This window comes from Pseudomonas sp. B37(2017), assembly GCF_002112885.1.
Lineage (GTDB): Bacteria > Pseudomonadota > Gammaproteobacteria > Pseudomonadales > Pseudomonadaceae > Aquipseudomonas > Aquipseudomonas paraglycinae.
Map to the genome: position 1 here is coordinate 156,077 of NZ_NEIX01000005.1, position 24,936 is coordinate 181,012.

Here is a 24,936-nt window from a genome sequence, read left to right on the forward strand (position 1 = left end):
ACCTGCACCATGCGATGTCTGTGCTGCGACATCATGGTCGAGTGAGTATACTGCGCAACAAATTTCCTGCACCTCGCCACCGCGAATTCGGGATCAAAAAAGAAACCCCCTCCTGGGATGTTTTTTCCAATGCCCCGGGCACGAACAGGCTTGGTTGTTGAAGCGACTGCTCACTGGTGTACGGCCAGCAACAGCGAAAGTGAAGACATTACAATCAGAATGACGAAAAGGAAGTGAAAGCAAGTGACAACAACAGGGCGCGGCATTAACTTGAAAAACATTGTCAAATGGGTCCTTCCCTGCATTTTCATGACGTTGGTCATCGCTTTTATTCTGTTGAAAAGCCCTGCGCTGGATCCTGTCGTCAGTATCAGCACCAGCCAATTCCCTGCGACGCAGTCCCAGTTGTTTTACAAACGCATGGATGACTATAAGGAAAGAAATTCCAAAATCAGCAAACTGGATATGGAGAACCATACATTTAGCTTTGCGTTGCCAAGGTACGATGAGAATCTGCGCTGGGACCCATTGGAAAAATCCGGTTCTTTCTATGTCAAGGCTGTGACGATCAGCGTGCTGGCTTATACCCGCTCTATTGAACTCGACAACCTGACGCCGATGGCACAGATTGAGGCGTCCGCCCGCGAAACGAACATTGTCAAATTCACAGCGCCGTCGGGTGCGACTGACCCACAGATAAACATTCACCTTAACTACAAGTTACTCGACAAAGTGCGCTACGTTTTCGCGCTCTTGCTCGGACTGGCCAGCGCATTTGCCATTCTTGCCTGGATCAAATGGCATTCACGGATCCTAGACTTCCTGCAGGGTGACCGCGGTTATACCGCACAATTGAAATCAATCTTCAGACAAGAAAACTTCAGCCTTAACGAATTCACAAAGTTACTCGGCATCGGGGTTTTTCTTAATATTATCCCGGTCGTCAATTTCTTTTTGTCTGTTGATGATGAGCGGGGCGCCTTCCGTACCGACCCATCCATCTGGATCGCCGATGGCCGATGGACAGCCTATCTGGTAGAGAAATTTATCTTCCCTCAGCCAGTAATGCCTTTCGTTCCTAATCTTTTCTTTTACGCCTGCGTTGCACTGGCGTACATGTTCCTGATCAGGGCACACCGCCTCACCTTCGGCTGGATTGCCGCCCTGGCCTACTGCATTTTCATTGCGCACCCGATCTGGTGGTTCATTGGCGAGTTCTACTCCAACATTCCTTCGATCGGTGTAGGCGTACTGGCACTGTCGATCGGCATCTTTGTATTTTCAAAATGCCGTATCGGCGACGACTTGAAAGGCAAAACTGCCCGCTTGGCGTTGCTTTCCAGCGTATTGCTGTCCGTGGCAATCGGCGCCTACCAATCACTGGTCATGTTCTACATTGTTGCCGGTCTCGGTGTCGTTCTTTTCAACTTCCGAAAAGACAACCCGACAGCCGTACTATCAATTTATCCGACAATCCAGCGTGCAGCCTTGTTGCTCGGCACCCTCGTTGGCGGCGTTGCTTTCTATGTCATCATAAACAAGCTTGCCCAACTGGCTTACCCTTCCGACCGTGGTTACATCGATAACTTTCTGCGTATCAACGAACTGATCGCGGACCCTGTTCTAATTACCAAGCTGGTTTTGTTAGAAGCGTGGAAACTCTACTCAGGCTCCCCTCTGAGCTACGGCGTTTCATTCTTCAGTGCGGCCATCGCATTGGGATTTGCAGCCCTCTTCCTGGTCACACAGAATACTTGGAAAGCTGCTTTGTGGATGACTCTCCTCATCGGAGCATTGTTGATCTCCCCATTCCTGCTGAACTTCGTCGCCGGAGGTATTTATTTGCCTCTGCGCGCCATGCTGGCCATTTCCTTTGTTGCGTGGTTCACCACGATCATCGTTCTGGAAAAACAGGGGCTGTTGCGGATCTTCGGCGCTGTGCTCGCAGTCACACTGCTATTCCAGATGATTTCGGTAAATGGTCAATACTCGGCAAGCACGATGATGGCCACGACCCACGACCGATTCACCGCCGAGGCGCTTTACGATCGAATCAGCAAGGCCAACCCCGAATTTGACAAGAATGAACGCATCATGGTCGATGTTTATGGACGAATGCCATTCGCGAGCCGCTATCCAGGCCCGGAAACCTCGACCATGAGTTCTTCGTTTTTCGATTGGGACCAAGGCAACGTCTATCGCATGCTGGAGTACATGCGCCTGATCGGTTTCTCGAATGTTTATGCCTTGGGCAACGCGCTGCGTATTCCGTTGACACCGCACTTTGACAACATGCCGGTATGGCCGGCAGAAGGCTCCGTGCGATATGAAAACGGCGTTTATCTTGTCAAGTTGAGCGAAGTTGCCGACCCGACGCACGCACAGTACAAGCGAGTCGAGTCGCAATGATTAACAAGGCAGGCATGCGACCCTTTTTCGCCTACCTTGCGCTTGCCGGGCTGTCTTTGCTAGCAGCACTTGCGTCCCTTTATCTCGCCAAGGCAACCGGTACGTTCGACGCCACCAGACACAACATTTGCTTGAGCATTGATTCGTCATCCAAAGGCGTGACGCAACTGTTCTGGTCCAGCGAATCTGGCGCTTTCAGTGAATCACAATCGGATTCGCAAAGGATCGACGCCGGTACTCAGCGTGTTTGCTTCTCGGTCGCGACAGGTCAGCGCTTCCTGCGCTGGGATCCCAACAACGTTGCGTCCGAGATGCGTGTCAGTCAAGGCGAAATAAACTTTTGGGGTCTGCGGCAAGCACTGCCGCTAAGCGTTCTGGCTCCTGGCAATGCACCAACGTCATTGTCGACCGAAGCGTCTTCGGTCACATTGACGTTTGATAATGACGACCCGCAAATCAAGTTCGAAATCAGCGACTCGGTCAGGTTCAAGGAAATAGCTTATAGCGCAGCGCTGCTGACTTTCGCTTATTGGTTGATCCTGAGCTGCACGCTGTTCATCCTCGGGAAAATAATTTTCGACGAAAGCATCGCCTATCGCATGTCGGTATTGGCGGCGCTTCTTTTGATAGCCGTATATCAATTAACCGGACTTATTGCGGTGGGCGATGGTGCGGGCTGGGACGGCAACGCCTATTTGAATCTTCTGTTCGACTGGAAAAATTCCGGGCATATTCCTGTCACGGATCCCTACCGTATCAGTCGCCTCACGGGCTTTTTTCCAACGGTAGTAGCAGAGTTCCTGCTAGATCTGACCAGACAACAGCTTTTATATGTACAGATGTCTTTCAATGTGCTCGGTATCAGCGTAGCCGCCGGGCTATTTACTGACTACTTGATGAAGTCCGGCATCCCGACCAGGCGGGCAGTGCAGTACACAACTGCCTTACTTTTGACGTGGCCAATCCTGGTCATGTCGACTTACTACCCCCTTTTAAGCGACCATTTGGCAATAGTACTGTCGTGCTGGAGCTTGTGGTGCTTTTCGCACAAACACTTCAAATGGCTACTGGCAACCTGCCTGATAGCACCATTGATCATGCCAGGCTTGTTTCTCCTGCCGCTGACGCTTCTCACCTTCTCACAGCCAGAAACGCAAGTTTCCTTCATCAACCGTCTGACTTTCGGCATGAAAGTCAGGATGCTGGTTTTTCTAGGTCTGGCTGCCGCCATGGTGGGTTATGCGTGCCTGTGGTTCACACGTATCGAAGACAGCGAACTATTACATGTCGGTTCTACACTTGCCTCGGGCATTCCTGGACTCAGATGGCTTAGCTCCACTTACTTGATTCTGGCCCTGATTGGCGTTGCCTGGCTTTGGAGTCGACTTCTGGGGCGTGATGGTGCGTTGCCAGTATTGTCCATCAAGTGGTTTTTCCTGGCCGCCATTGCGACGGCGTGCGGCCATGCAACTCTCTACTTCGGACTGGACTGGAGCCAGGGATTCCGAGGCCCGGACTTGGTGCAGAACATGTTTTATCAAGGTTTGAATACGCCATTCAAACCCATCCTCTCGCACTTTAGTTATTTTGGCCCATGCTTGCTTATTGCCTTGCAGCTAGTGTGGACCAGCAATCGAAGCGCGCGCCCGGTGCGCGCCGTTCAAATTGCCATATTGGGATTCTTGCCACTGTTGGTCGTCGGTTCCGAAAGTCGCCAATGGATCGCCATTCTTCCATTTCTGGTAGCGTACGTTGCGCAATCCGGAGTTTCGGATAAAACCACGAAGCTGATTCTTTATTTTTCCCTGCTGATGGCGACCCCATTATTCTGGCTGGCCAAGTCCATAGCCAGTGCCTTTGCAGCGGGCTTACCCATGAGTGATCCATTGTGGCAGCTGTACTTTGGGCGTCAGGGACCATGGATGTCGCATTCGACGTACCTGATCACTGCGATTGCGTGCCTGATCTTCACGGCTGCATGGTGGCTGACACGGCCAACCACCCCTAAATCGGCGGATTACGTCGGCTCAGACCTGCCAGATTGAGCCGACATCACTGTCTGAATGTGTAGTAAAATTGCGGCCATTATCATGTGCGCAGTCAAAAATTCTGGATGGATCATGGACGCAAATCATCAAATTCCTTTGTTTTCTGCAGTAGCGGCGAATTCCGGTATTGATTTTTCCGAACCGCTTATGCGCGTCGTTAATCGGCACTGGTACATTTTGGGTGAAGAAGTAAAGAACTTCGAACGAGAGTTCGCCAACTATGTCGGCGCAGAACATTGCATCTCGGTCGCGAACGGCTCGGAAGCACTGGAAATCGCCTTGCTGGGCATGGGTGTGGGCCCGGGTGATCGGGTTATCACCGTTGCCAACGCCGGGTTTTATAGCAGCACCGCCATCCACGCTGTCGGCGCCGAGCCGGTATATGTCGATGTCGATGAGAACACTTTGACCATGTGCCCGAAATCACTGGAGAAGGCGCTGGCCCAACCGGCGAAGGTCGTGATTGTCACGCACCTTTACGGACAGTTGGCAGACATCGAAACTCTGGCAGCCATTTCTCGCTCGGCCGGGGCGGTCGTGCTCGAAGATTGCGCCCAGTCCCACGGTGCGCGCTCTGATAATCGGCTTTGTGGATCGTTCGGCGACCTGGCCTGCTTCAGCTTTTACCCCACCAAAAACCTCGGCGCACTGGGCGACGGTGGCGCGATCGTAACTTCATCCTCCGAGATTGCCGCCCGCCTGCTCACGCTTCGCCAATACGGCTGGTCGACCAAATATCACGTTACCGTTCCGCACGGCCGTAACAGCAGACTCGATGAGATGCAGGCTGCCATCCTGCGGGTCAAACTGCCTCTTCTCGACCAATGGAACGAGCAGCGCCGCTCGATTGCCAGCCGCTACTGTGCAGCCTTCAGCCAACTGCCAGTCAAATTGACTGCAAGTCTGGGCGACGACTTTGTTGCCCACCTGTTCGTAATGCGTGTCGAACATCGTGAAGCGTTCACTGCCTACCTAAAAGAGCATGGCGTCAGTACCGATATTCACTATCCAGTTCCAGACCACTGGCAAACAGCGTACACACCGCGCGAAACATTCAATCTTCCGGTGACCGAGTCAGCATGCACCCGACTGGTCTCGTTACCTTGCTTCCCTGGGCTGACCGATCAGCAAGTCGATCGTGTCATTGAAGTGGTTTGCGCCTACTTCAAGCAGGAGATTTAGGGTGCTTTCGCTGGTTATTCCGGTTTACCGTAACGAGGAATCGCTGCCGTCATTGCTCAAAGCCGTCGATGATTTGAACGTCGAGCTTCAAGGCGCGCTTGAGGTGGTTTTCGTGGTCGATGGCAGCCCGGATCGCTGTTACGAGATCCTGCGAGATCGCCTGCCCGAGCAACGTTTTGCCTCCCAGCTGATTCTGCTGTCGAAGAACTTCGGTTCTTTCATGGCGATACGTACAGGTTTGCAGCATGGCAAGGGTCGCACGTTTGCCGTAATGGCCGCCGACCTGCAAGAGCCGCCAAGCCTGGTGCTGACCATGAACCGGGTGTTGAATACCGAGCCGGTGGATGTAGTAGTCGGTGTCCGCGAGGGTCGTGACGATCCATTCCTGTCTAAACTGGCGTCGAAAACCTTCTGGGGTCTGTACAAACGTTACGTTATCCCGGAAATGCCTGCCGGCGGCGTCGACATGTTCGGCTGCAACCTGGAGTTTCGCGACAACCTGCTCAAACTCGAAGAACGCCACAGCTCTTTGATCGCGCAGATTTTCTGGCTGGGTTTCCGCCGACAGGTAGTCAGTTACACTCGAGTTGCCCGGGAACACGGCAAGTCGGCGTGGACATTGCGAAAGAAAGTGAACTATCTGATGGACAGTGTCTTCTCGTTCACGGACTTGCCCATTCGCCTGCTTATTCGTGTAGGTGCAGCCGGCTCAGCACTCTCGGCGTTATACGGCGTCAGTGTAATCCTCGCGAAGATAGGCGGCCTGATCGATGTCCCTGGTTATGCCATGACACTGTTTACCATTACCCTGCTGGGCAGCCTCAATCTGCTGGGGCTCGGCGTGATCGGTTCGTACGCCTGGCGTACCTATGAAAATACCAAAGGGCGCCCTTTGGCGATCCCTATGAAAGTTTCTGAGTTTGGAGCCAATAAATGATTGATTCGCGCGATTTTTTCGTTCACGACCGTGCGATTTGTGAATCGTCCACTATCGGTAAAGGCTCGCGTATCTGGGCGTTTGCACACGTATTACCGAACGCCCGTATCGGCGCCGAGTGCAACGTGTGCGACAACGTGTTTGTCGAGAACGACGTCATCATTGGTGACCGGGTAACACTCAAATGCGGCGTTCAGGTTTGGGACGGCATCACCATAGAAGACGATGTTTTCGTGGGACCGAACGTCACGTTCACCAATGACAAGTTTCCACGCAGCAAAATCTATCCGGAAGCGTTTTCTCGCACCATCATCCGCAAAGGTGCATCCCTGGGCGCCAATTCGACGATTCTGCCCGGAATTACCATTGGCACCTCGGCAATGGTCGGCGCAGGCGCGGTCGTCACCAAATCCGTTCCACCGAATGCTATCGTGGTCGGTAACCCGGCGAAGATCATCGGCTACGTCGATGCCAAGCCTACCGAAGGCACAGTCGTAGACAACCCGGTAAAAGTCGGCCAATCAGATGTCCATCCTTGTGGCGTTACGCTGCACCGCATGATGGAAGCCGTCGATATGCGCGGCAGCCTGAGCGTTGGCGAATGCGGTAAGGACGTTCCGTTCGAAGTGAAGCGTTACTTCCTGGTAACCAACGTTCCGACTGCTGAAACACGTGGTGAACATGCTCACCGCGAATGCCACCAGTTTCTGGTAGCGGTCAAAGGCACCGTGCACGTAGTTGCCGACAATGGAAAGCACCGCCAGGAGTTTGTTCTGGACCACCACACACTGGGCCTGTTCCTGCCAGCAATGACCTGGGGTATTCAGTACAAGTACTCGGCGGACGCGGTGCTGCTGGTTTTTGCTTCCGAGCATTACGCTGCTGACGACTACATACGCGATTACGATCAATTCCTGATCGAGAAAAAAGCGCAGATTGGTTAATAGCCGTGAAAATTTCCGAACTGATGGAAATCAGGTTTTTCCGGTTCCTCCTGACAGGCGGGCTGAACACCGGAATTACGTATGCGCTGTATCTCATATTGCTCAGTGTACTTCCCTACACATGGGCTTATTCGATCAGCTATGTTTGCGGGATTGTTTTCGCGTTCGTGATGAGCCGGTTCCTTGTCTTCAAAGAACACCAGGGGATCAAATCGATCCTGCTGTTCCCACTCGTCTACGTCGCGCAATACGTATTGGGGATGTTTGTCGTCTGGTTCTGGGTCAAACAGCTGTCGCTGCCTGAATACCTGGCTCCACTGGCGGCGATCATTCTGTCGCTACCACTTACATACGTATTGACGAAGCTGGTATTCGTCAAACCCGGAGCGGTTACTCGCTAAAAAAAGGCAGACGGAATAATCCGTCTGCCTTTTTTAATTGCTGAACGCTATCAGCGCAATCAGGCTGATCCCGCCTCGATGTTCATGCCGCAACATCCTTTTCGGATTTTCCCGCGCGGAACCGCAACGCCAGAATGAACAGTGGCACGTAAGCCACCACGGCACCGACAAAGCCATTCAGCTTGAAGTGCGTGACAGCCACTGCAATCGGCAGGAGCCAAAACACATTGATCAAGCCCACGACAAGGGTCACCGGCAGGTGCTTGCCATAACGGCGCGAGGCGAATTGGTAAGCATGACTGCGATGCGCTTCATACACTTTCTCGCCGCGCAGCAATCGACGCAACAAGGTGAAAGTTGCGTCGACGATGAACACCCCGAGCAGGATCAACCAACCCCAGAAGTACTCAAATGAGGCATTGGCGGCCTGTATCGACAAAATGCCCAAGACGATACCCAGAAAGCCGCTGCCCGCATCGCCCATGAAAATTTTCGCTGGCGGAAAGTTCCACAACAGGAATCCTCCCGCACAACCAGCCAGTAGCAGGGCCGGCCCCATCAGCCCGACATGCCCGTCCAGGGCGTACAGCACGCACGCCCCGACACACGCAGTTACCGCCTCGACCCCGGCAATCCCGTCAATACCGTCCATAAAATTGTAGAGATTGAGCATCCAGACGAGGTAGAGGCTAGCCAATACAAACCCGCCCCAGCCCAGATCGAAGACCTGTCCGAACACACTGACGGGCGGTAGGCCACCCAACCAGGCCAACGCCCAGATCGCCGCGCAAAAGTGCCCAAGTAAACGCCAGCGCGCAGCAATATGGCCATGATCATCCATGAATCCGATGATCGCCACCAGGCTGCCAGCACCGGCGATTGCAGCGAAATCTCTGAATGCGATCAAGTCAGCAGCATACAGCGAGCACATGGCGACAAGGAACGTCACGACGATCGCAACACCCCCTCCCCTTGGCGTGGGGACCGTATGCGAACTACGGGCATTGGGAATATCCATCAGACTTCTGGCAAGGGCATACCGGCGCAAAACAGCAGTCAGAAGGAACGAAATAATTAAAGCGATCAGCACAAACCAGCTGAAATTCATCGCGGCAGTAGCTCCAAATAAAAGCCAGCATTCGTCACTGGCAAACAAAAACCATTGCGCCCGCCTGGCCGATCATGAGGTTCGATAAGCCAGGCGGGCGCACTGCATCAGTTTTTGTTCACATCCACGATCTCATGCAGCGGACGCTTGCTCAGCACGCGTTTGATTTTTTGCCGTAGTGAGTAAGGCACCGCATGGCTGATGCGCTCCATGCGCGGATGGCGGTAAAGCGTCCAGATGGCCAATAGCGCGATTTCCTTGGTCGTCAGCGGCGCCTCATACACAGTTGTCGGGGCCGAGAATTTCGGCAGTTCGAAACCGGTTTTTGGTTTGCTGTGCTTATCACTGCCGACGCCGCATAAGGCCGGGTAATCAACGCTATAAAACGCCGGCTGCTGCAGGTGGGTATCCACGACAGGCGCAGTCAACTGCTCACCGGCTGCGAGCCTTTTCACAAACTCGCTGATTCGCCGCATCAACTCGGCTGGCTCAAGCCCATAATCATAAACAAGAGTGTTTTCACGTCCGGACAATCGTTCCGGGAATGCCCCAATGTTTGGCGCAATAATTGGCAACCCGGCTTCCAGCGCATAGCTGAGGGTATAGCTGTAGGTTTCCGGGCACTGACTTGGAAACAGGACGACATCAAACTCATTTGCGGCCATTAGGGAAGACAGCTCACTGGCATCGTAACGACCTGTAGTCAGGACACCGCCCAACTCTCTGTAGCCGAAACCGACCAGCCGGAAGTTGATTGGTGCATTGACCGTCGCTGCCGCCTCCGCCACTTGCTCCAGATAATCGGCACCCTTTTCTTTACCAAGAGCACCGATAACGCCCACGTTGTAGCGGATCTTTTGCGCGACCGCCGCGACACCCTGCCCAATATTGCGTTTGTGCTCTACGTGACCTGCAACGACAGCGTTACGCAACTCGAAGTTGAGTCGATAATTGGCGAGGGTGTACGCCGAAGGGAAAATTACCGCTTTCGCCCCGTCGATAAAGCCGCGCAATTGCTCACGCCATTGTGCCGGCGATACACCATCCGGCAGAGGGAAGTCAGGATTGACGATGTCGTCGGCATAACTGCCTGGATAAACGCCCTGCGCATCGGTCAGTGTAGGGTTGCCGCATAGCCAGTAATAATCATGAACCGTCAATGCATATTCAGCGCCCAACTCAGCGGGCAATTGAACCAGTTGCGAATTCAGACCGAGCGTGTGATGGAAGTGCACGAAGCCGACACCACAGCCCTTCAAGAACTCGACCAAAAGGTTGTGCTCTTCCGGCAACTGGAAAAGAAGCTCGTCGGCCCCCGGAAAACTCCCCATCCGCAAAGTAACGGCGGACTGGCCACGACGAGGCGCCAGGAACAGGCAGCAAACATCGGACTCAAGAGCGTCTGCCAACTCGTCCAGATGCTGCTGCACACCGCCTCCAGCCTCATGCGAAATGTGCAAGACCTTTGGCCGGTCCAACGATGCGATCAATTGCGCAAGACGTTTTACCCGTACTGCTTTCAGCGGATCAGCTGCGATGAACCTCTGGATATCCAAGTGATAATCCGGATGCAGCTCGGTGATGACCTTGGTTGCATGCTCGGTCAACGCCTGCTTGGAAGAGGAGAAACTGACCCCGCCCTCATGAAATGCATACAGGTTAGGGGTCACGATGTTGAGCCAACCGGCTTTCAGCCCGCGCTGGCACAGATCGTTCTCTTCACCATAACCCTTGCCGAACTTTTCCTCGTTCAGCAGCCCCACGACATCCAGACAATCGCGGCGAATGTACATGCAGAAACCTACACCTGTCGGTGCCTGGCTGACCGGCAAACGCGGGCCGGAAAACACAGCATCGATCTGCTCGACGCTTAAACCAAAGGCTGGCTGGTTTTCGTAAAGAAACGCCGGGAAGCTACAAATAGTCGCGTTGTTGGAAAACGGTGTAACGGTACCGATGTTTGGCGCGATGTAAGCCTCAGCGGTCAGCCGCTCCAGCCAGTCAACAGGCACGATGACATCACTGTTAAGGAAAACGATATCGTCCTGGCTGGCATGGCGCATGCCGCGATTGACGGTTTTGACAAAGCCAAGATTGACTTCGTTTTCGAGAACGGTCATCACCTGCGGCCATTGCATTTGCAATTCGATCAACATGGCCTGCATGCCTGCATCTGGGCTCGCATCATTGATCGCGACCAGTTTGGAGTCGAAAGCAATAATCCCTGGCATCGCGGCAAGGATGCAGCGACGAGTCATTTCGACATCTTTATAGATTGGCAGAATGACGCTGACCGAGCGAGTGCGCGCGACAGGCGCTTCAATTACGTCGTCAACCGGCTGTGGCAGATTGGCTTCCTGGCCGCGCAGATAGGCCGTCAGCGCCTGCTTGGAAGTCTCCACTTTGCTGCGCAACACGCCTTTCCCCTGCCGCAACGAGCGCACAAGGAAGCGTACAGGTTTAGTGATGAACCAAGAGTTGGAGTTAATGACTTGATTATAGTCAGCTTCACGTTGGTCCAGTTTTGCACTCAGCGTTTCGATTTTCTGCCTGGCGTCAGTGACAGCGCTTGCAAGCGCTTCACGGGTTTGAGCCAATGCAATCTGCGAACTGCTGAAAGCAGAAAACAGATTGTCTTCGACAATCAATCGATCTTCGCCCCACGCCGTAAATTCACTCGGGCTTCGGCCGTTAATCGCATTCTGAATCTGCGCCTCGATGGCCAGAAACTCTTCCACATCTTCTTCGCAAAGTGGGTACCCGGCGGCTTCGCAAGCTCGGAACACAAAGTCTTTGCGTGTAACCGGGCCAGCCTCTGCCCCCTTGCTGATACGGGTAATCGAACCCAGCAACTGCGTTAGCGCTTTGAACAGCAGGTACTCGTAGCGAACATTCGTGTTGAGTGTCCACTCTTTGTCGATCAACTGCGGACGACCGTCCAGATCAATCACAATATTTTGCGGGACCGCATCGATCAACGCTCCCGACACCTCACCCGGCTGGCTCTCGGCGTTATCACAGAGCACGTTTAGCATGCTCAGATAATTTTTGAGGAAGGCGCCGATACCTGCGTAAGTCCAGCCCTCGGCATTGACTATATCGATCAGCTTAGTGCCAAGCACATAACCATTGATGTAAGGCTCGGACGCAGCAAGATTAAAAGCGACGAGCGATTGCCCTTCACCCTCATCGATAGTCTTTCCGAGTTTTTGGTAATGCACATTGATCGCATCTTCGGAATCGCGACGAAATTCCGAACGTTTGCAGTACATCGAGCGTCGATCGCAACTGTAATGATACGCCAGGGTCTGCGGGTCGACTGCGCTGCGCGAGACCGGCGAAGCACCTACAAGAAAGGAGTTGGACATGTCCATGCCCAAGCCGTTCCTGAAAATCTGCGACCAGGCTAATTCCAGTGAGAAGGTGCACAGATCCGGCAATTGCGGATCTCTCTGTACACTTTGCGATGCGAATGCACTGGCATCGAAATCAGGATCTTTGAACCCCTGTTCGGTGATGATCGAAACGGGCAACTTGTAATCGGGAAATGGCGCAAAGAACTCACTCGAGGTAAACCCGGCTGTCGCCAACAACGACGCGAGAGCTTTTTTCCCGTAGGTCTGCACGGTAGCGCTGTTATAGCGCCCCTCGACACCGTACATCGGCGTCGTCACGTGATCTTCAGGCGCTCCGGCGAAATATTTCAAGCCGAGCTGATTTTCGATCGCGATGATGAGCAAACCGTCAGGTTTAAGCAGTGAGCGAACTTTCTCAAGCATTCTCGCACCCGGGTTATCACCCGATACGAACAGGTTGGCATACTCAAAAACGCCGATCAGGGTGATGACATCGAATTGGGTATCAATGCTGAAATTCTCGAACGACTCAGCCAGAACCGAGACGTTTGGCAAGTCTCGGGTGCGTGCACGGGCGATGCTGGCGCGACGCGAGCTACCTTCCAGCGCCAGCACTCTGCCGCCCTGCTCACCTAAATACCGGGTAATTGCACCACAACCGGCACCGATCTCGAGCACATCGCCACGCAGATCGGCATCGAACACCCGCAACAAGTTCGAACGGGTACTTGAGAGGTAATAAAGCGATGGCCAATCGGTGCACGATCTTCGCAGCTCATCAGAAAAAACACTGACGTCACTGGCCTGATCGATCAAGAATTTTATGCGCAGTTCGGTGCTATCACCATCGCTGTAGTTGATGCTCGAATAATCCGGCCTCGACCAGATGTTGAGCTCGTCATTAAGCTGATAGCCCGCTTGTTTCAATAAAATATTCAATTTGAAACCTTCTTGGCACGAATGCTGGAGTCCAGATTTACAAGCCCAAAAAATTTGTCAGTCGGACGAACCTGGAAGTGGATCGAATCATAACGCCTGTCACGGGGAGTAACCTCTTCTCCATCTTTGGTCGACACTCCGACAGAAATGAAGTAGTCACCCGGGGCCAGATCACAAGATATAAGTACCTCAACTTCGACGATCTCGCCCTTGCGCCCGCACGTTCTGAATTCCAGGCAATCCAGCGTTTCACTATTTACGCCATAGAGGGTAACGCCCTCTTTGGTCTTGATCGTCATCCCGAGAATCGGACACACCAGATCAGTATCAAAACGTACAAATACCGATAGTTTGATCTGCACGCCAGTGTCCAGGGCAATGGGGTACTCAAGCCCTCCTGCGCTCAGGTGGAAGTCGATGATAGTGGCCGATCTGTCACCCCAACGATATTCGTTCGGGTTGTAGTTCGGATGCGTTTCAAATACATCGAGGCCGCCTTCAGGCGTTTGATACGCTGCCAACTCGTCAGACGCTTCTGCACTTTCGACAGAGGCCGATTGCTGAGTCTTGCCGAACAACAAATCAAGGTAACGGTTGACGACCATGCGCGGCTCGCCTTCAGCGAGCTGCACACCGTTGTTCAAAAGAAAGGCGTGGTCACAGTGCGTAACGATTTGTTCGCTGGAGTGCGTTACCAGCAGAATGCTCGTGCCGTTTTCCTTGAGCTTTTTCAACCGATCAAAGCAACGGGCCTGAAATTTTGCATCCCCCACTGCCAGCGCTTCATCGACAATAAGAATATCGGGCTCTACTTGCGCCTGAACGGAAAACGCCAGTCGCACCAACATACCGCTCGAATATGTCTTGACCGGTTGATTGATGAAATCGCCAATGTCCGCGAATTCGATGATCGCGTCATATCTTGCGTCGATTTCTTCTTTGCTCAAACCCAGAATCGAGGCGTTCAGGTAGACGTTCTCGCGTCCAGTGAACTCGGGATTGAATCCGGAGCCCAGTTCGAGCAATGCAGCGATCCGGCCATGGGTTTCAACCGTACCACTGGTTGGATTCAACGTACCGCAAAGAATTTGCAGCAAGGTGGACTTGCCACTGCCGTTGCGACCAACGATACCGACCGTTTCGCCTTTGCGAATTTCGAAGGAAACGTCGCGTAGCGCCCAGAACTCACGGCAATATTTTTTCTTCCCGCGACTAAGCATCTGAAGCAGTCTGTCGCGCGGTTTGTCGTAAATCTCATAGCACTTACTGAGATTTTGAACTTTGATAGCGACCTCAGATGACATCGGCGAATCCTTTTCGTGTTTTCTGAAACCAGGCGAATCCAAGCCACGCAATCAACGCCGAGCCGGCGAGATAAATGCCCAATACGGTAAAGTCAGGCAGCTTTCCCCAAAACAGAATGTCCCGGGCGTACTCGATTGCAGGCGTCAGCGGATTGAGCATCAGTAGATGTTGATACTTCTCAGGTAGCGCACTGGCAGGGTAAAAAATAGGCGACAGAAACATCAGGACGGTGGTCAGGATGCCGATGAATTGCGCGACATCTCTCAAGTAGACGCCGAGCGACGCCAAGGCCCACGTCAAACCCATGATCATCAGCATCAACGGCAGGATAATCAACGGGAACAACAGGACGGTCAGGTGCGGCGTGCCAAACAGTATCAAATAGGCCAGCAGCCACACAGTCAGGCTGATCACCATATGAAAGAGCGCCGAACCGACTGTGATCCAGGGAAGGATCTCCAATGGAAACACAACTTTCTTCACATAGTTGGCGTTCGAGAGAATCAGCGTCGGGCTTCGATTGAAACACTCCGCAAAAAAGTTGAAGACGATAAGTCCCGCAAACAGAATAAGTGCAAACTCGGTTTTCGAGTCACTTCCGCCGCTCCAGCGTGCCTTGAAAACGACGCTAAAGACAAAGGTGTAGACAACCAACATGAACACGGGGTTAAAAAACGACCAGAGAATCCCCATGAACGATCCACGGTAACGCCCAACGACTTCTCGCTGTACAAGCGCCGCGATCAGGCTCCGATTACGCCAGAAACTGCTGACCATTTCCTTTGGCGACGTGGAAAAATTAAGCATTATGCACACACCTGAGATAAATCGAGGGAGACAGACTTCATACAAAAACTCTCTTGTTGAGATACCGGGAGGACGCCACGGAGCAATTTTCACGTCCCGCCCTGCACGATGATGGCATCAAATTCTGTTGAGCACCGCGGCCAGCATCAGCCCAAGATTACCCAAACACGTCTGCCGATAGACCTTCGCGCGGTAGAGCCAGACGAAACGGCCGAATCCTTTTGAATCACGGGCTTTCTTGAATTGCTCAAAGGTCTGCAGGCTGTCTGCACTCAAGCGTGAGCGAACCGTTTCAAGTGCAGCGATATTTTTGTCATTCCAGTCACGAAAGCGACCCGTAGACATCATCCGCAAGCGCATGATCCGTGCGCGCACTCCAGAGTTGGCGCCAATCAGATTCGCTTCATGCTGCCTGTACAGAATGGAAGGCGAGGCGTCATAGACGACCTTGCCACCCACCGCGGTAATCAGGAGATAGGCCCACCAGTCATGGGAAACGATATCCACTTGGCTGCCGGCATGACAGAGCACGTCCCGAGCCAAATGATTGAATACCATGGTATTGCCCCCGGCCAGACTTTGTACCAGTGCATTGGCAAAACTGGCGGGGCGAGAAAATAGTGGCGAGCGACCGATGACCGTTCCCGAGTCACCAATCAACTCGGTCCGGGCGCAATACAACGCCGGAAGACCGGACGGCAGCGCCTCCAATACCTTTACGGCAGACTCAAGTTTATTGGCTTGCCAGATATCGTCCTGGTCGGCCCATGCATAAAATTGCGATTGCACGGGCGCATCGCAGGCAACGGACATGAAGTTAGCCGCAAACCCTCGCTTGGGCCCTTGCAGAATGGTCAGTCGGCCTTCTCCCCAGATCGAGCTGTACTGGCGCAGAATATCCAGTGTCGCGTCGGTAGAACCGTCATCAGAAACAACGACGGTCCATTCGCGATAACTCTGGCGAGCTATCGAATCCAGTTGTTGTGCGAGAAAGCGCTCACCGTTGTAGGTACACATCAGAATCGTCACGCGGGCCGGTTGCGTTTCATGACCGTGAATACCAACGTCAGAACCGCTGCCAGGCTGCTCGCCTGTCTGATCAAATTGTGGAAGAGGGGCTACCACCGAGCACTCCATTGCATTGAAGATAAAATAATGACGATGTCGTTTCGCTCAACATCAAGAGGTACAGCCTTGGCAGCATGAAAATCACATGCCCCTCTCATGGACCGCTCCCGACAGCGAAAAATTTGCCATTATAAGTCATACCAATTTGATAGCCCAGTGACATCACCACCTTCAACAGCACAAGGCGGTGGTCATGGTATGAAAAGAGTAATCTGAATGTTGCCTTGAGCCGGAAAAATCCTGCCAAGGCGTACTGATTTGGGCTGCGTAGGGTATCAAGGCGCCCTAATTGGCAAAAGGGTGGCAATCTGCCAATTCTTCGAGGGTCAGATCAATGGCCATGCTTTATCGAGCAAGCCTTAGCGGAAAAGTGACATCCACAAAAAATACCGACCCGTTTAGCGCTCCCGAAAATGGTTGGCAGTGGCCTGAAGTGCCTGGCTCACGCTGACGGGCGGCGTCCACTCCAGCACTGTGCGCGTCTTTTCCATATCGACCTGTAACGAGCCGCAGAGTCGTTGAGCCAAGGCTCTCCTACCCAATAAAGCCGCCCCAAGGCGCAGAACAAACGGAGGCACGGGCAACAATCGCGCTCGGACAGTCAGGGCACTCGCCATCCTTTGAAGCAATTGAGTGGTCGAAAGATCTTCGCCATCACTTACCAGAAACGTTTGATTGGCTGCTTTTGGATGATCGATGCAGGTCACCAAAAGATCCACCAGATTACTGATTGCCACCAGGCTGCGGCGATTGCCCAATGCCCCCAATGGCAGTGGCAATCCTTTTTGCAACCAGCGCATCATACTTAGAAAGTTGGCTTTGACACCCGGCCCGTACACCAGAGGCGGTCGAATAATCACCAACTCCATTGCGGTTTCCAGTGCGATTTGACGCACGACTTCCTCTGCCTCGCACTTGGAAATACCGTAAGGATCAACAGGCGCGGGAATATCGGCTGCGGTAAAGGGCCTCCCGGCGGGTGACTCTTCGCCATTGACCTTGATCGAACTGACAAAGATGAAGCGCTTCACCCCGGACGCTGCCGCATGACGGGCCAGCCGCGCAGTGCCCTGCACATTCATTTGCCGAAACATGGCAAGCGGATCAGCCTCCCCCTCGTTCATTACATGAACCCTGGCCGCACAATGAATCACCGTCTGAACATTATTCAATGGCGGCAATAAAACGCGCTCATCCAAATCAAAAGACACGACATCACACAAACCACTCAACCGAGTTTCGCCACGCGCAGCCGCAACTGGTGTGTAGATCTTGTCGAGAAGCAGGCGGAACACCACGGCCTCGCCGACAAACCCCGTCGCCCCGGTTACCAATACCCGAGCACCTTTCATTTGGTTTTCTTCCCGATCACGGCAGTCGCGCAACAAATAAAGAAAAAGAACAGCTTGTCCCTGGTTCGACGACGACATTCACCGGCTGTTAACGACAGTCGCAATAATTGTCGACGGCCCAAAGGTAGCCATTGCCGGACGAATGGATCATCGGCGAGACCCACCAACTGCGCAATCATTCGAATCTGAGAAAACCACCAACCGTCATGGATAGTTTTATAACGCGCAATCAGTGGATTTATACCGGTATTGGCCCCGATCTGATTACTTTCGTGCTGGCGATAACACATGGATGGCTGCGGATCAATGAACCAGCGCAAACCACGACTGCGTGCGAACGCATAGCAATACCAGTCATGCAGACTGACCTGTTGTAAGGCATCCCAATGTTTGAACAATGAGCCCTTCAGCAACTGCATCATCCTTTTGCTCATGACATACGTACAGCCCGGTCCGGCAGCCTCAAAGAGAAAGTCCCAGCGGGTTTGCGGCTGGGCCTTGTCCAGTACCTGGTTACGACCATCAGGCCAGAACGCAACTACGTTACTCGAGTAAGCATCCACGCCAAGAGATTTGATCGACCGGATAGCGCGCTCGATCTTGTCCAGATACCAGACGTCATCCTGATCAGCAAAAGCGATGAAATCGTAGCCTTCAAGATCAACATCTCGAATCAAACGGAAGAAGTTGCGGGAGGCCCCACCAAACGCACCGGCGTCGGGCAAGACGATTACGTTCGGATGCTGCGCAGCATAATCGGCGCACCATGCCTCGGTACCGTCATTGGAGGGATCAATACTTATATAAACGGTTACGTCGACAGCTGCCTGACCGAGGATCGAGGCCAACTGCTCCTCGATCCACTGCATGCCATTGTAGGCGGCCAGCAAAATCGCAACCTTGGGATGTTCTACTGGCATGCCATTCCTGCTTGCAGCGATAAACATAGCGTTGCGAAAGTCAGAACTTTCGATCAGGCAGACGGCGAGTCCAGCAACTTCTGAAGGTATTGACCGTAACCCGTCTTCTTCAGTGCTTGCGCTTGTGCGTTAAGCTGCTCGGCAGAAATCCAGCCATTGTGATAGGCGATCTCTTCCAGACACGCCACTTTCAGACCCTGACGCTGTTCGATCGTGTGAACGAAGTGACTGGCTTCAAGCAGTGAGTCGTGAGTACCGGTATCCAGCCAGGCAAAACCGCGACCGAGCATTTCCACGCTCAGGGTCTGGCGCTCCAGATACGCACGGTTGACGTCGGTGATTTCCAGCTCGCCACGCTCGGAGGGCTTGATGCTCTTGGCGATCTCGACCACATCGTTATCGTAGAAATACAGACCGGTGACCGCATAGTTCGATTTTGGCTTCAGCGGCTTCTCTTCGATACTCAAAGCCTTGCCACTTTTATCAAACTCGACGACACCAAAGCGTTCAGGATCGGAGACGTGGTAGCCAAATACGGTTGCGCCCTTTTGTTGGGTACTGGCGGAGCGCAAATTATCCGAGAAATGCTGACCGTAGAAGATGTTGTCCCCCAGAATCAGACAGCATGGATCCTGACCGATGAACTCTTCACCAATAATGAACGCCTGAGCCAGGCCGTCCGGGCTTGGCTGCTCGGCATAAGTGAGCTTGATCCCGTACAGGCTTCCATCACCCAGCAGTTTACGGAAGCACGGCAAATCTTCCGGCGTGGAAATGATCAGGATTTCTCGCATACCCGCCAGCATCAAAACGGACAGCGGATAAAAAATCATCGGTTTGTCGTAGATCGGCAGCATTTGTTTGGACACACCGAGGGTCAACGGGTGCAGGCGCGTGCCCGAGCCACCGGCGAGGATGATGCCTTTACGATTTGTCGTGATCATTTGTTCAGAACTTCCCTAAGCATTCGGGTTACACCACTTTGCCAATCCGGCAAGTGTAGAGAAAAATTGTCGCGCAGCTTGCGAGTATTCAAACGCGAATTCAGCGGTCGGCTCGCCGGCGTTGGATAGGCGGTTGTATCGATTGGGTTAATGGCTGTTACCGCCAACTCTTCACCTTGCGCCTTGGCAAACTCAATCACGTGACTGGCATAACCATGCCAGGACACTTCTCCGGCAGCGGCCAAGTGATAGAGACCTGCTAATTCCGGGCGCTTAAGAACTTGCTGAATAGCTAACGCCGTCACATCGGCAATCAAATCCGCGCCAGTAGGGGCGCCGATCTGGTCAGCGATAATATTGAGCGTTCCGCGATCTTTCGCCAGACGCAGCATAGTCTTCGCAAAATTATTGCCGCGAGCGCCATATACCCAACTTGTGCGAAAAATCAGATATTTGCAGCCAGATGCGATAATCGCCTGTTCGCCAGCGAGCTTGCTGAAACCATAGTAATTGACTGGCGCAACAGCATCAGTCTCCTGCCATGGCACGGAGCCCTCGCCACTAAAGACGTAATCTGTCGAATAGTGAATCAGCCAGGCACCGGAAGCGGCAGCCTCTTCAGCCATCACTCGACTCGCCAAACCATTTACGCGCTCAGCCAACTCTTTTTCAGATTCAGCTTTGTCGACCGCGGTGTACGCCGCAGCATTGACGATGATATCGGGTGCGCACTGACGAATCGTTGCGCGCAAGCCTTCAAGGTCGGACAAGTCGCCGCTTAGCCCGCTCACCGAGTGACGATCCAATGCAATCAACTCACCAATTGGAGCAAGGGAGCGCTGCAGCTCCCAGCCCACTTGGCCGTTTTTTCCTAAAAGTAGGATTTTCATGCTTTGTTCGAGCGACCTGCGTAGTTCTGGTCGATCCATTGCTGGTAGCTGCCACTCTTCACATGCTCTACCCATTGGGTATTGCTCAAATACCACTCGACAGTCTTGCGGATGCCGGTTTCGAATGTTTCTTCCGGAGTCCAACCCAGGTCTCGCTGGATTTTGCTCGCATCGATTGCATAACGCTGGTCATGACCGGGACGATCCTGAACGTAGGTGATCAGGCTCGAATGAGGGCGATGAGCGGAGTCTGGACGCAATTCATCGAGTAGTGCACAAAGCGTGTTCACGACTTCAATGTTCTGTTTTTCGTTATGACCGCCGATGTTGTATGTCTCACCAACCACACCTTCGGTCACAACTTTGTACAACGCACGGGCGTGGTCTTCGACATACAGCCAGTCGCGAACCTGATTGCCTTTGCCGTAAACCGGCAAGGGCTTGCCTTCCAGTGCATTGAGAATGATCAATGGAATCAATTTCTCAGGGAAGTGGCACGGGCCGTAGTTGTTCGAGCAATTGGTAACCAATGTCGGCAGGCCATAAGTGCGAGCCCAGGCGCGAACGAGGTGATCGGAGCTGGCTTTGCTGGCCGAATAAGGCGAGCTTGGCTGATAAGGTGTGGTTTCGGTAAAGAGGTCTTCAGGGCCTTCAAGGTCACCGTAAACTTCATCGGTCGAAATATGATGGAAACGGAAGTTGGCTTTGCGCGCACCATCCAATTGCGCCCAATAATGGCGAGCAGCTTCCAGCAGAGTGTAAGTGCCGATAATGTTCGTCTGAATGAACTCGGACGGACCGGTAATCGAGCGATCGACGTGAGACTCTGCGGCCAGATGCATGATGGCATCTGGTTGGTGCTCACGCAAAACACGGTCGATCTGGTCACGATCACAGATATCGACGCGCTCGAATGCATAGCGTGAATTACCGCTAACCTCGGCCAGCGACTCGAGGTTACCGGCATACGTCAGCTTGTCGACGTTGATCACTGCGTCGTTGGTATTGGAAATTATGTGACGGATGACTGCTGAGCCGATGAAGCCGGCGCCGCCGGTAACTAGAATTTTCACGCGAAACCATACCCTTGAGCTGCGGACAGTGTCACCAACGAGCACTGCCTAATCCATGAATGCAGAAGCCATCAAACCTGTGGCTTCCGTCAGAGTCAGTCTAAATCGATGTGGGAATATGCCACTATCGAACAAGGGACGCATTTTACAGCTTAATGAATCTTTTACTAATGGATATAGACAGGTAAGGACGCAATTTCGACAGACGCCCTGCGCCTGCCGTTATCACACTACACGCTTGCGTGAAGCTCTGGACGAACGTCCCAGAAACCAGCCAAAAAACGGCCCGATCAGCATACCTACCAGCAATGCACCAACCGTAATCACCGATACCGGAAGTTGTGGTCCTGCCCAACCAAGAAACAGCAGGGAGACCGATTGCTGATTTTCGAGAACGAACGCAAGGATCGCCAACACAAGCAATAGAATTAAAACGGAAAACAAAATGCGCTTGAGATTACTCATGAGCGACTCCTTGCGTAACGGTGACCGTCAAGCCCCCTCCTCCTCTTCTTCATTCACGCGATCGCGCAATTCCTTGCCTGGCTTGAAATGCGGAACGAATTTACCGTCAAGGCTGACGGACTGACCGGTCTTTGGATTGCGACCGACACGCGGCGCACGATAGTGCAAGGAAAAGCTGCCAAAACCACGGATCTCGATACGATCCCCCGTGGCCAGACACTGGGACATTTGCTCAAGCATGGTCTTGATGGCCAGCTCCACATCCTTGGATGAGAGCAGCCCCTGATGGGTGACAATTCGTTCGATCAACTCCGACTTCGTCATATTTTTCCCTTCTTTTTCAAGCAGCTAGATCAGCGCTTGAAAGGTTTTAGCACGCCCGGAAGATTTTGAACAGCCCAGGGCTTGACATATCTTTCCGCTCGCCGAAACGCCCATTTTCAGGGCATCGGATGACAAGCCCGCCAACACTCACTCACCGACAAATCACCAACATGGTTCGAGTGACGTAGCCTGCCGGATTGAAGCCAAAGGGAAACTCATCCTCATCCCGGGCGTCATCAGATCGCGTGACCACCTTATACCCCGCCCCCTTGCATTCCTTGGCGGCACGCTTCTGACACTTCTCCCAGCCCGAACCCAAGCCGGAGCAGTCAACCTCGATACCACTGACTCCACGCACCGCATGGGTCTTGGCGCTCGTTGTGCAGCCCGCCAACATCAAGACACCTATAAACACTATAAACTTGCTCATTCACTTCCTTATGCCAGGCGCCCGCCCGACTACTGCAATCTTCAGACTAAGCCTAGACGCGAATAGACGATTGATCCGATTAAAGAAACAGACCGCCCGGCAAAGGGAATGGTTTCACTCGAACAAACAGCGAGCGATGCCCCACCAAATCGCAGGCACAAAAAAGGGCGACCGAAGTCGCCCTTTTTTTAATGATCAGACAGAACTCAGTTCTGTTTGGCCATTGCTTGACGCAGCAGTGCCGCCATAGTGGTGTCAGCTGCTTCGCCTTCCGGAGCTGCTTTCAGGCTCTGGATGGCTTCTTTCTCTTCAGCATCGTCTTTCGATTTGATCGACAGCTGAATTACGCGGCTCTTACGATCAACGCTGATGATCTTGGCTTCTACTTGCTGGCCTTCTTTCAGAACGTTGCGCGCGTCTTCAACGCGGTCACGGCTGATTTCGGAGGCTTTCAGAGTCGCTTCGATATCGTCGGCCAGAACGATGATGGCGCCTTTGGCGTCAACTTCTTTCACGGTGCCAGTAACGATTGCGCCTTTGTCGTTAACCGAGACGTACTCGGAGAACGGATCGCTTTCCAGTTGCTTGATACCCAGGGAGATACGCTCACGCTCCGGGTCAACCGACAGGATAACGGTGTCCAGCTCGTCGCCCTTCTTGAAACGACGTACGGCTTCTTCGCCCACTTCGTTCCAGGAGATGTCGGACAGGTGAACCAGACCGTCGATGCCGCCGTCCAGACCAATGAAGATACCGAAATCGGTGATCGACTTGATGGTGCCGGAGATCTTGTCGCCCTTGTTGAACTGGCCAGAGAAGTCTTCCCATGGGTTCGACTTGCACTGCTTGATGCCCAGGGAGATACGACGACGCTCTTCGTCGATGTCCAGAACCATGACTTCCACTTCGTCGCCGACTTGTACGACTTTCGAAGGGTGGATGTTCTTGTTGGTCCAGTCCATTTCCGAAACGTGTACCAGACCTTCAACGCCTTCTTCCAGCTCAGCGAAGCAGCCGTAGTCGGTCAGGTTGGTTACACGGGCGGTAACGCGAGTGCTTTCTGGGTAACGGGCTTTGATAGCAACCCATGGATCTTCGCCCAGTTGCTTCAGGCCCAGGGAAACACGATTGCGCTCGCGATCGTATTTCAGAACCTTGACGTCGATCTCGTCGCCAACATTGACGATTTCGGAAGGGTGCTTGATACGCTTCCACGCCATGTCGGTGATGTGCAGCAGGCCGTCCACGCCACCCAGATCGACGAATGCGCCGTAATCGGTGAGGTTTTTGACGATACCTTTGACTTGCTGGCCTTCCTGCAGGGATTCCAGCAGAGCTTCACGCTCGGCGGAGTTCTCGGCTTCCAGGACGCTGCGACGGGAAACGACAACGTTGTTGCGCTTCTGGTCCAGCTTGATGACCTTGAATTCCAGCTCTTTGCCTTCCAGGTGCGTGGTGTCGCGCACTGGACGGACGTCAACCAGGGAACCTGGCAGGAACGCACGGATGCCGTTAACGTCGACAGTGAAGCCGCCTTTAACCTTACCGTTGATAACGCCCTTGACCACTTCCTCAGCTGCGAAGGCTGCTTCCAGAACGATCCAGCATTCAGCGCGCTTGGCTTTTTCACGGGACAGCTTGGTTTCACCGAAACCGTCTTCAACCGAGTCCAGAGCAACGTGAACTTCGTCACCGACGTTGATGTTCAGTTCGCCAGCGTCGTTGTAGAACTGCTCCAGAGGGATCAGTGCTTCGGACTTCAGGCCAGCGTGAACGGTTACCCAGCGAGCTTGGTAATCGATATCAACGATAACACCGGTGATGATGGAGCCTGCCTGAAGGTTCAGGGTCTTTAGGCTTTCTTCAAAGAGTTCCGCAAAGCTTTCGCTCATTTTAATTCCTGTTGATTAGGGCGAAAAATACGCCCGTCTCCACATCCCAGACGATGCGGGTCAGTTTCATTTAAAGGAAGCC

The 24,936-nt window shown here is 53.2% G+C and carries 20 protein-coding genes; 6 read left to right on the forward strand and 14 right to left on the reverse strand.

Going from position 1 to position 24,936, the window contains the following annotated elements; translation table 11 throughout:
- The first annotated feature begins 270 nt into the window (after nt 1-270).
- From CAF90_RS14995 to CAF90_RS15020, 6 genes are all read left to right on the forward strand, one after another.
- A complete protein-coding gene (locus CAF90_RS14995) occupies nt 271-2,409 on the forward strand; it encodes a glucosyltransferase domain-containing protein (RefSeq protein ID WP_139834514.1) in 2,139 nt (712 codons plus the stop codon).
- Nucleotides 2,406-4,454, forward strand: coding sequence for a hypothetical protein (locus tag CAF90_RS15000; RefSeq protein WP_085607202.1), 2,049 nt, complete (start codon nt 2,406-2,408; stop codon nt 4,452-4,454). Before CAF90_RS14995 ends, CAF90_RS15000 begins: the two co-directional genes overlap by 4 nt.
- A 75-nt stretch (nt 4,455-4,529) precedes the next feature.
- Entirely contained in the window at nt 4,530-5,639 is a 1,110-nt protein-coding gene (locus CAF90_RS15005; RefSeq protein WP_085607204.1) for a DegT/DnrJ/EryC1/StrS aminotransferase family protein, read from the forward strand.
- Between the two features lies 1 nt (nt 5,640).
- Nucleotides 5,641-6,576, forward strand: coding sequence for a glycosyltransferase family 2 protein (locus CAF90_RS15010; protein WP_085607206.1), 936 nt, complete (start codon nt 5,641-5,643; stop codon nt 6,574-6,576).
- Nucleotides 6,573-7,520: a WxcM-like domain-containing protein gene (locus tag CAF90_RS15015; RefSeq protein WP_085607208.1), complete on the forward strand. Its 948-nt coding sequence runs from the start codon at nt 6,573-6,575 to the stop codon at nt 7,518-7,520. The genes CAF90_RS15010 and CAF90_RS15015 overlap by 4 nt, the downstream gene beginning before the upstream one ends.
- Nucleotides 7,521-7,525: 5 nt before the next feature.
- The gene (locus tag CAF90_RS15020; RefSeq protein ID WP_256578480.1) at nt 7,526-7,921 is read left to right on the forward strand and encodes a GtrA family protein; all 396 of its coding nucleotides are present in this window, start codon (nt 7,526-7,528) and stop codon (nt 7,919-7,921) included.
- Between the two features lie 82 nt (nt 7,922-8,003).
- Here the strand turns inward: CAF90_RS15020 and CAF90_RS15025 are convergent, their stop codons facing one another.
- From CAF90_RS15025 to rpsA, 14 genes are all read right to left on the reverse strand, one after another.
- Nucleotides 8,004-9,029: a glycosyltransferase family 4 protein gene (locus tag CAF90_RS15025; RefSeq protein WP_085607212.1), complete on the reverse strand. Its 1,026-nt coding sequence runs from the start codon at nt 9,027-9,029 to the stop codon at nt 8,004-8,006.
- 107 nt (nt 9,030-9,136) lie between these two features.
- Nucleotides 9,137-13,324 (reverse strand): methyltransferase, encoded by a 4,188-nt coding sequence (locus CAF90_RS15030; protein WP_085607214.1) that lies wholly within the window; start codon nt 13,322-13,324, stop codon nt 9,137-9,139.
- Nucleotides 13,321-14,628, reverse strand: coding sequence for an ABC transporter ATP-binding protein (locus CAF90_RS15035; RefSeq protein ID WP_085607216.1), 1,308 nt, complete (start codon nt 14,626-14,628; stop codon nt 13,321-13,323). The genes CAF90_RS15030 and CAF90_RS15035 overlap by 4 nt, the downstream gene beginning before the upstream one ends.
- Nucleotides 14,618-15,436 carry an ABC transporter permease gene (locus CAF90_RS15040; protein WP_085607218.1) on the reverse strand — a complete coding sequence of 273 codons (819 nt, stop codon included), beginning with the start codon at nt 15,434-15,436 and terminating at the stop codon, nt 14,618-14,620. The genes CAF90_RS15035 and CAF90_RS15040 overlap by 11 nt, the downstream gene beginning before the upstream one ends.
- Before the next feature lie 117 nt (nt 15,437-15,553).
- On the reverse strand, nt 15,554-16,561 hold the full coding sequence (locus tag CAF90_RS15045) for a glycosyltransferase family 2 protein (protein WP_256578481.1): 1,008 nt from the start codon (nt 16,559-16,561) through the stop codon (nt 15,554-15,556).
- Between the two features lie 401 nt (nt 16,562-16,962).
- On the reverse strand, nt 16,963-17,916 hold the full coding sequence (locus CAF90_RS15050; RefSeq protein ID WP_085607222.1) for an SDR family oxidoreductase: 954 nt from the start codon (nt 17,914-17,916) through the stop codon (nt 16,963-16,965).
- Nucleotides 17,913-18,836 carry a glycosyltransferase gene (locus CAF90_RS15055; RefSeq protein WP_085607224.1) on the reverse strand — a complete coding sequence of 308 codons (924 nt, stop codon included), beginning with the start codon at nt 18,834-18,836 and terminating at the stop codon, nt 17,913-17,915. Before CAF90_RS15055 ends, CAF90_RS15050 begins: the two co-directional genes overlap by 4 nt.
- Nucleotides 18,837-18,889: 53 nt before the next feature.
- Entirely contained in the window at nt 18,890-19,780 is an 891-nt protein-coding gene (rfbA, locus tag CAF90_RS15060; protein ID WP_085607226.1) for a glucose-1-phosphate thymidylyltransferase RfbA, read from the reverse strand.
- Complete coding sequence (rfbD, locus tag CAF90_RS15065; RefSeq protein WP_085607228.1) at nt 19,777-20,670, reverse strand: dTDP-4-dehydrorhamnose reductase; 894 nt, start codon at nt 20,668-20,670, stop codon at nt 19,777-19,779. Before rfbD ends, rfbA begins: the two co-directional genes overlap by 4 nt.
- Nucleotides 20,667-21,743, reverse strand: a complete 1,077-nt coding sequence (gene rfbB / locus CAF90_RS15070) for a dTDP-glucose 4,6-dehydratase (protein WP_170929391.1) — start codon at nt 21,741-21,743, stop codon at nt 20,667-20,669. Before rfbB ends, rfbD begins: the two co-directional genes overlap by 4 nt.
- A gap of 225 nt (nt 21,744-21,968) precedes the next feature.
- Nucleotides 21,969-22,208, reverse strand: a complete 240-nt coding sequence (locus CAF90_RS15075; RefSeq protein WP_085607232.1) for a LapA family protein — start codon at nt 22,206-22,208, stop codon at nt 21,969-21,971.
- A gap of 27 nt (nt 22,209-22,235) precedes the next feature.
- The gene (gene ihfB / locus CAF90_RS15080) at nt 22,236-22,532 is read right to left on the reverse strand and encodes an integration host factor subunit beta (RefSeq protein WP_007950920.1); all 297 of its coding nucleotides are present in this window, start codon (nt 22,530-22,532) and stop codon (nt 22,236-22,238) included.
- 151 nt (nt 22,533-22,683) lie between these two features.
- Nucleotides 22,684-22,962 (reverse strand): hypothetical protein, encoded by a 279-nt coding sequence (locus tag CAF90_RS15085; RefSeq protein ID WP_007950919.1) that lies wholly within the window; start codon nt 22,960-22,962, stop codon nt 22,684-22,686.
- Between the two features lie 206 nt (nt 22,963-23,168).
- Nucleotides 23,169-24,854: a 30S ribosomal protein S1 gene (gene rpsA, locus CAF90_RS15090; RefSeq protein ID WP_007950918.1), complete on the reverse strand. Its 1,686-nt coding sequence runs from the start codon at nt 24,852-24,854 to the stop codon at nt 23,169-23,171.
- Nucleotides 24,855-24,936: the final 82 nt, after the last annotated feature.

Coding starts and splice junctions, on each gene's coding strand:
- CAF90_RS15040 (WP_085607218.1), bottom strand. CDS start 15,436: ATGCTTAATTTTTCCACGTCGCCAAAGGAAATGGTCAGCAGTTTCTGG.
- CAF90_RS15035 (WP_085607216.1), bottom strand. CDS start 14,628: ATGTCATCTGAGGTCGCTATCAAAGTTCAAAATCTCAGTAAGTGCTAT.
- CAF90_RS15000 (WP_085607202.1), top strand. CDS start 2,406: ATGATTAACAAGGCAGGCATGCGACCCTTTTTCGCCTACCTTGCGCTT.
- CAF90_RS15015 (WP_085607208.1), top strand. CDS start 6,573: ATGATTGATTCGCGCGATTTTTTCGTTCACGACCGTGCGATTTGTGAA.
- rfbD (WP_085607228.1), bottom strand. CDS start 20,670: ATGAAAATCCTACTTTTAGGAAAAAACGGCCAAGTGGGCTGGGAGCTG.
- ihfB (WP_007950920.1), bottom strand. CDS start 22,532: ATGACGAAGTCGGAGTTGATCGAACGAATTGTCACCCATCAGGGGCTG.
- rpsA (WP_007950918.1), bottom strand. CDS start 24,854: ATGAGCGAAAGCTTTGCGGAACTCTTTGAAGAAAGCCTAAAGACCCTG.
- CAF90_RS15005 (WP_085607204.1), top strand. CDS start 4,530: ATGGACGCAAATCATCAAATTCCTTTGTTTTCTGCAGTAGCGGCGAAT.
- CAF90_RS15075 (WP_085607232.1), bottom strand. CDS start 22,208: ATGAGTAATCTCAAGCGCATTTTGTTTTCCGTTTTAATTCTATTGCTT.
- rfbA (WP_085607226.1), bottom strand. CDS start 19,780: ATGATCACGACAAATCGTAAAGGCATCATCCTCGCCGGTGGCTCGGGC.
- CAF90_RS15085 (WP_007950919.1), bottom strand. CDS start 22,962: ATGAGCAAGTTTATAGTGTTTATAGGTGTCTTGATGTTGGCGGGCTGC.
- CAF90_RS15055 (WP_085607224.1), bottom strand. CDS start 18,836: ATGCCAGTAGAACATCCCAAGGTTGCGATTTTGCTGGCCGCCTACAAT.
- CAF90_RS15050 (WP_085607222.1), bottom strand. CDS start 17,916: ATGAAAGGTGCTCGGGTATTGGTAACCGGGGCGACGGGGTTTGTCGGC.
- CAF90_RS15025 (WP_085607212.1), bottom strand. CDS start 9,029: ATGAATTTCAGCTGGTTTGTGCTGATCGCTTTAATTATTTCGTTCCTT.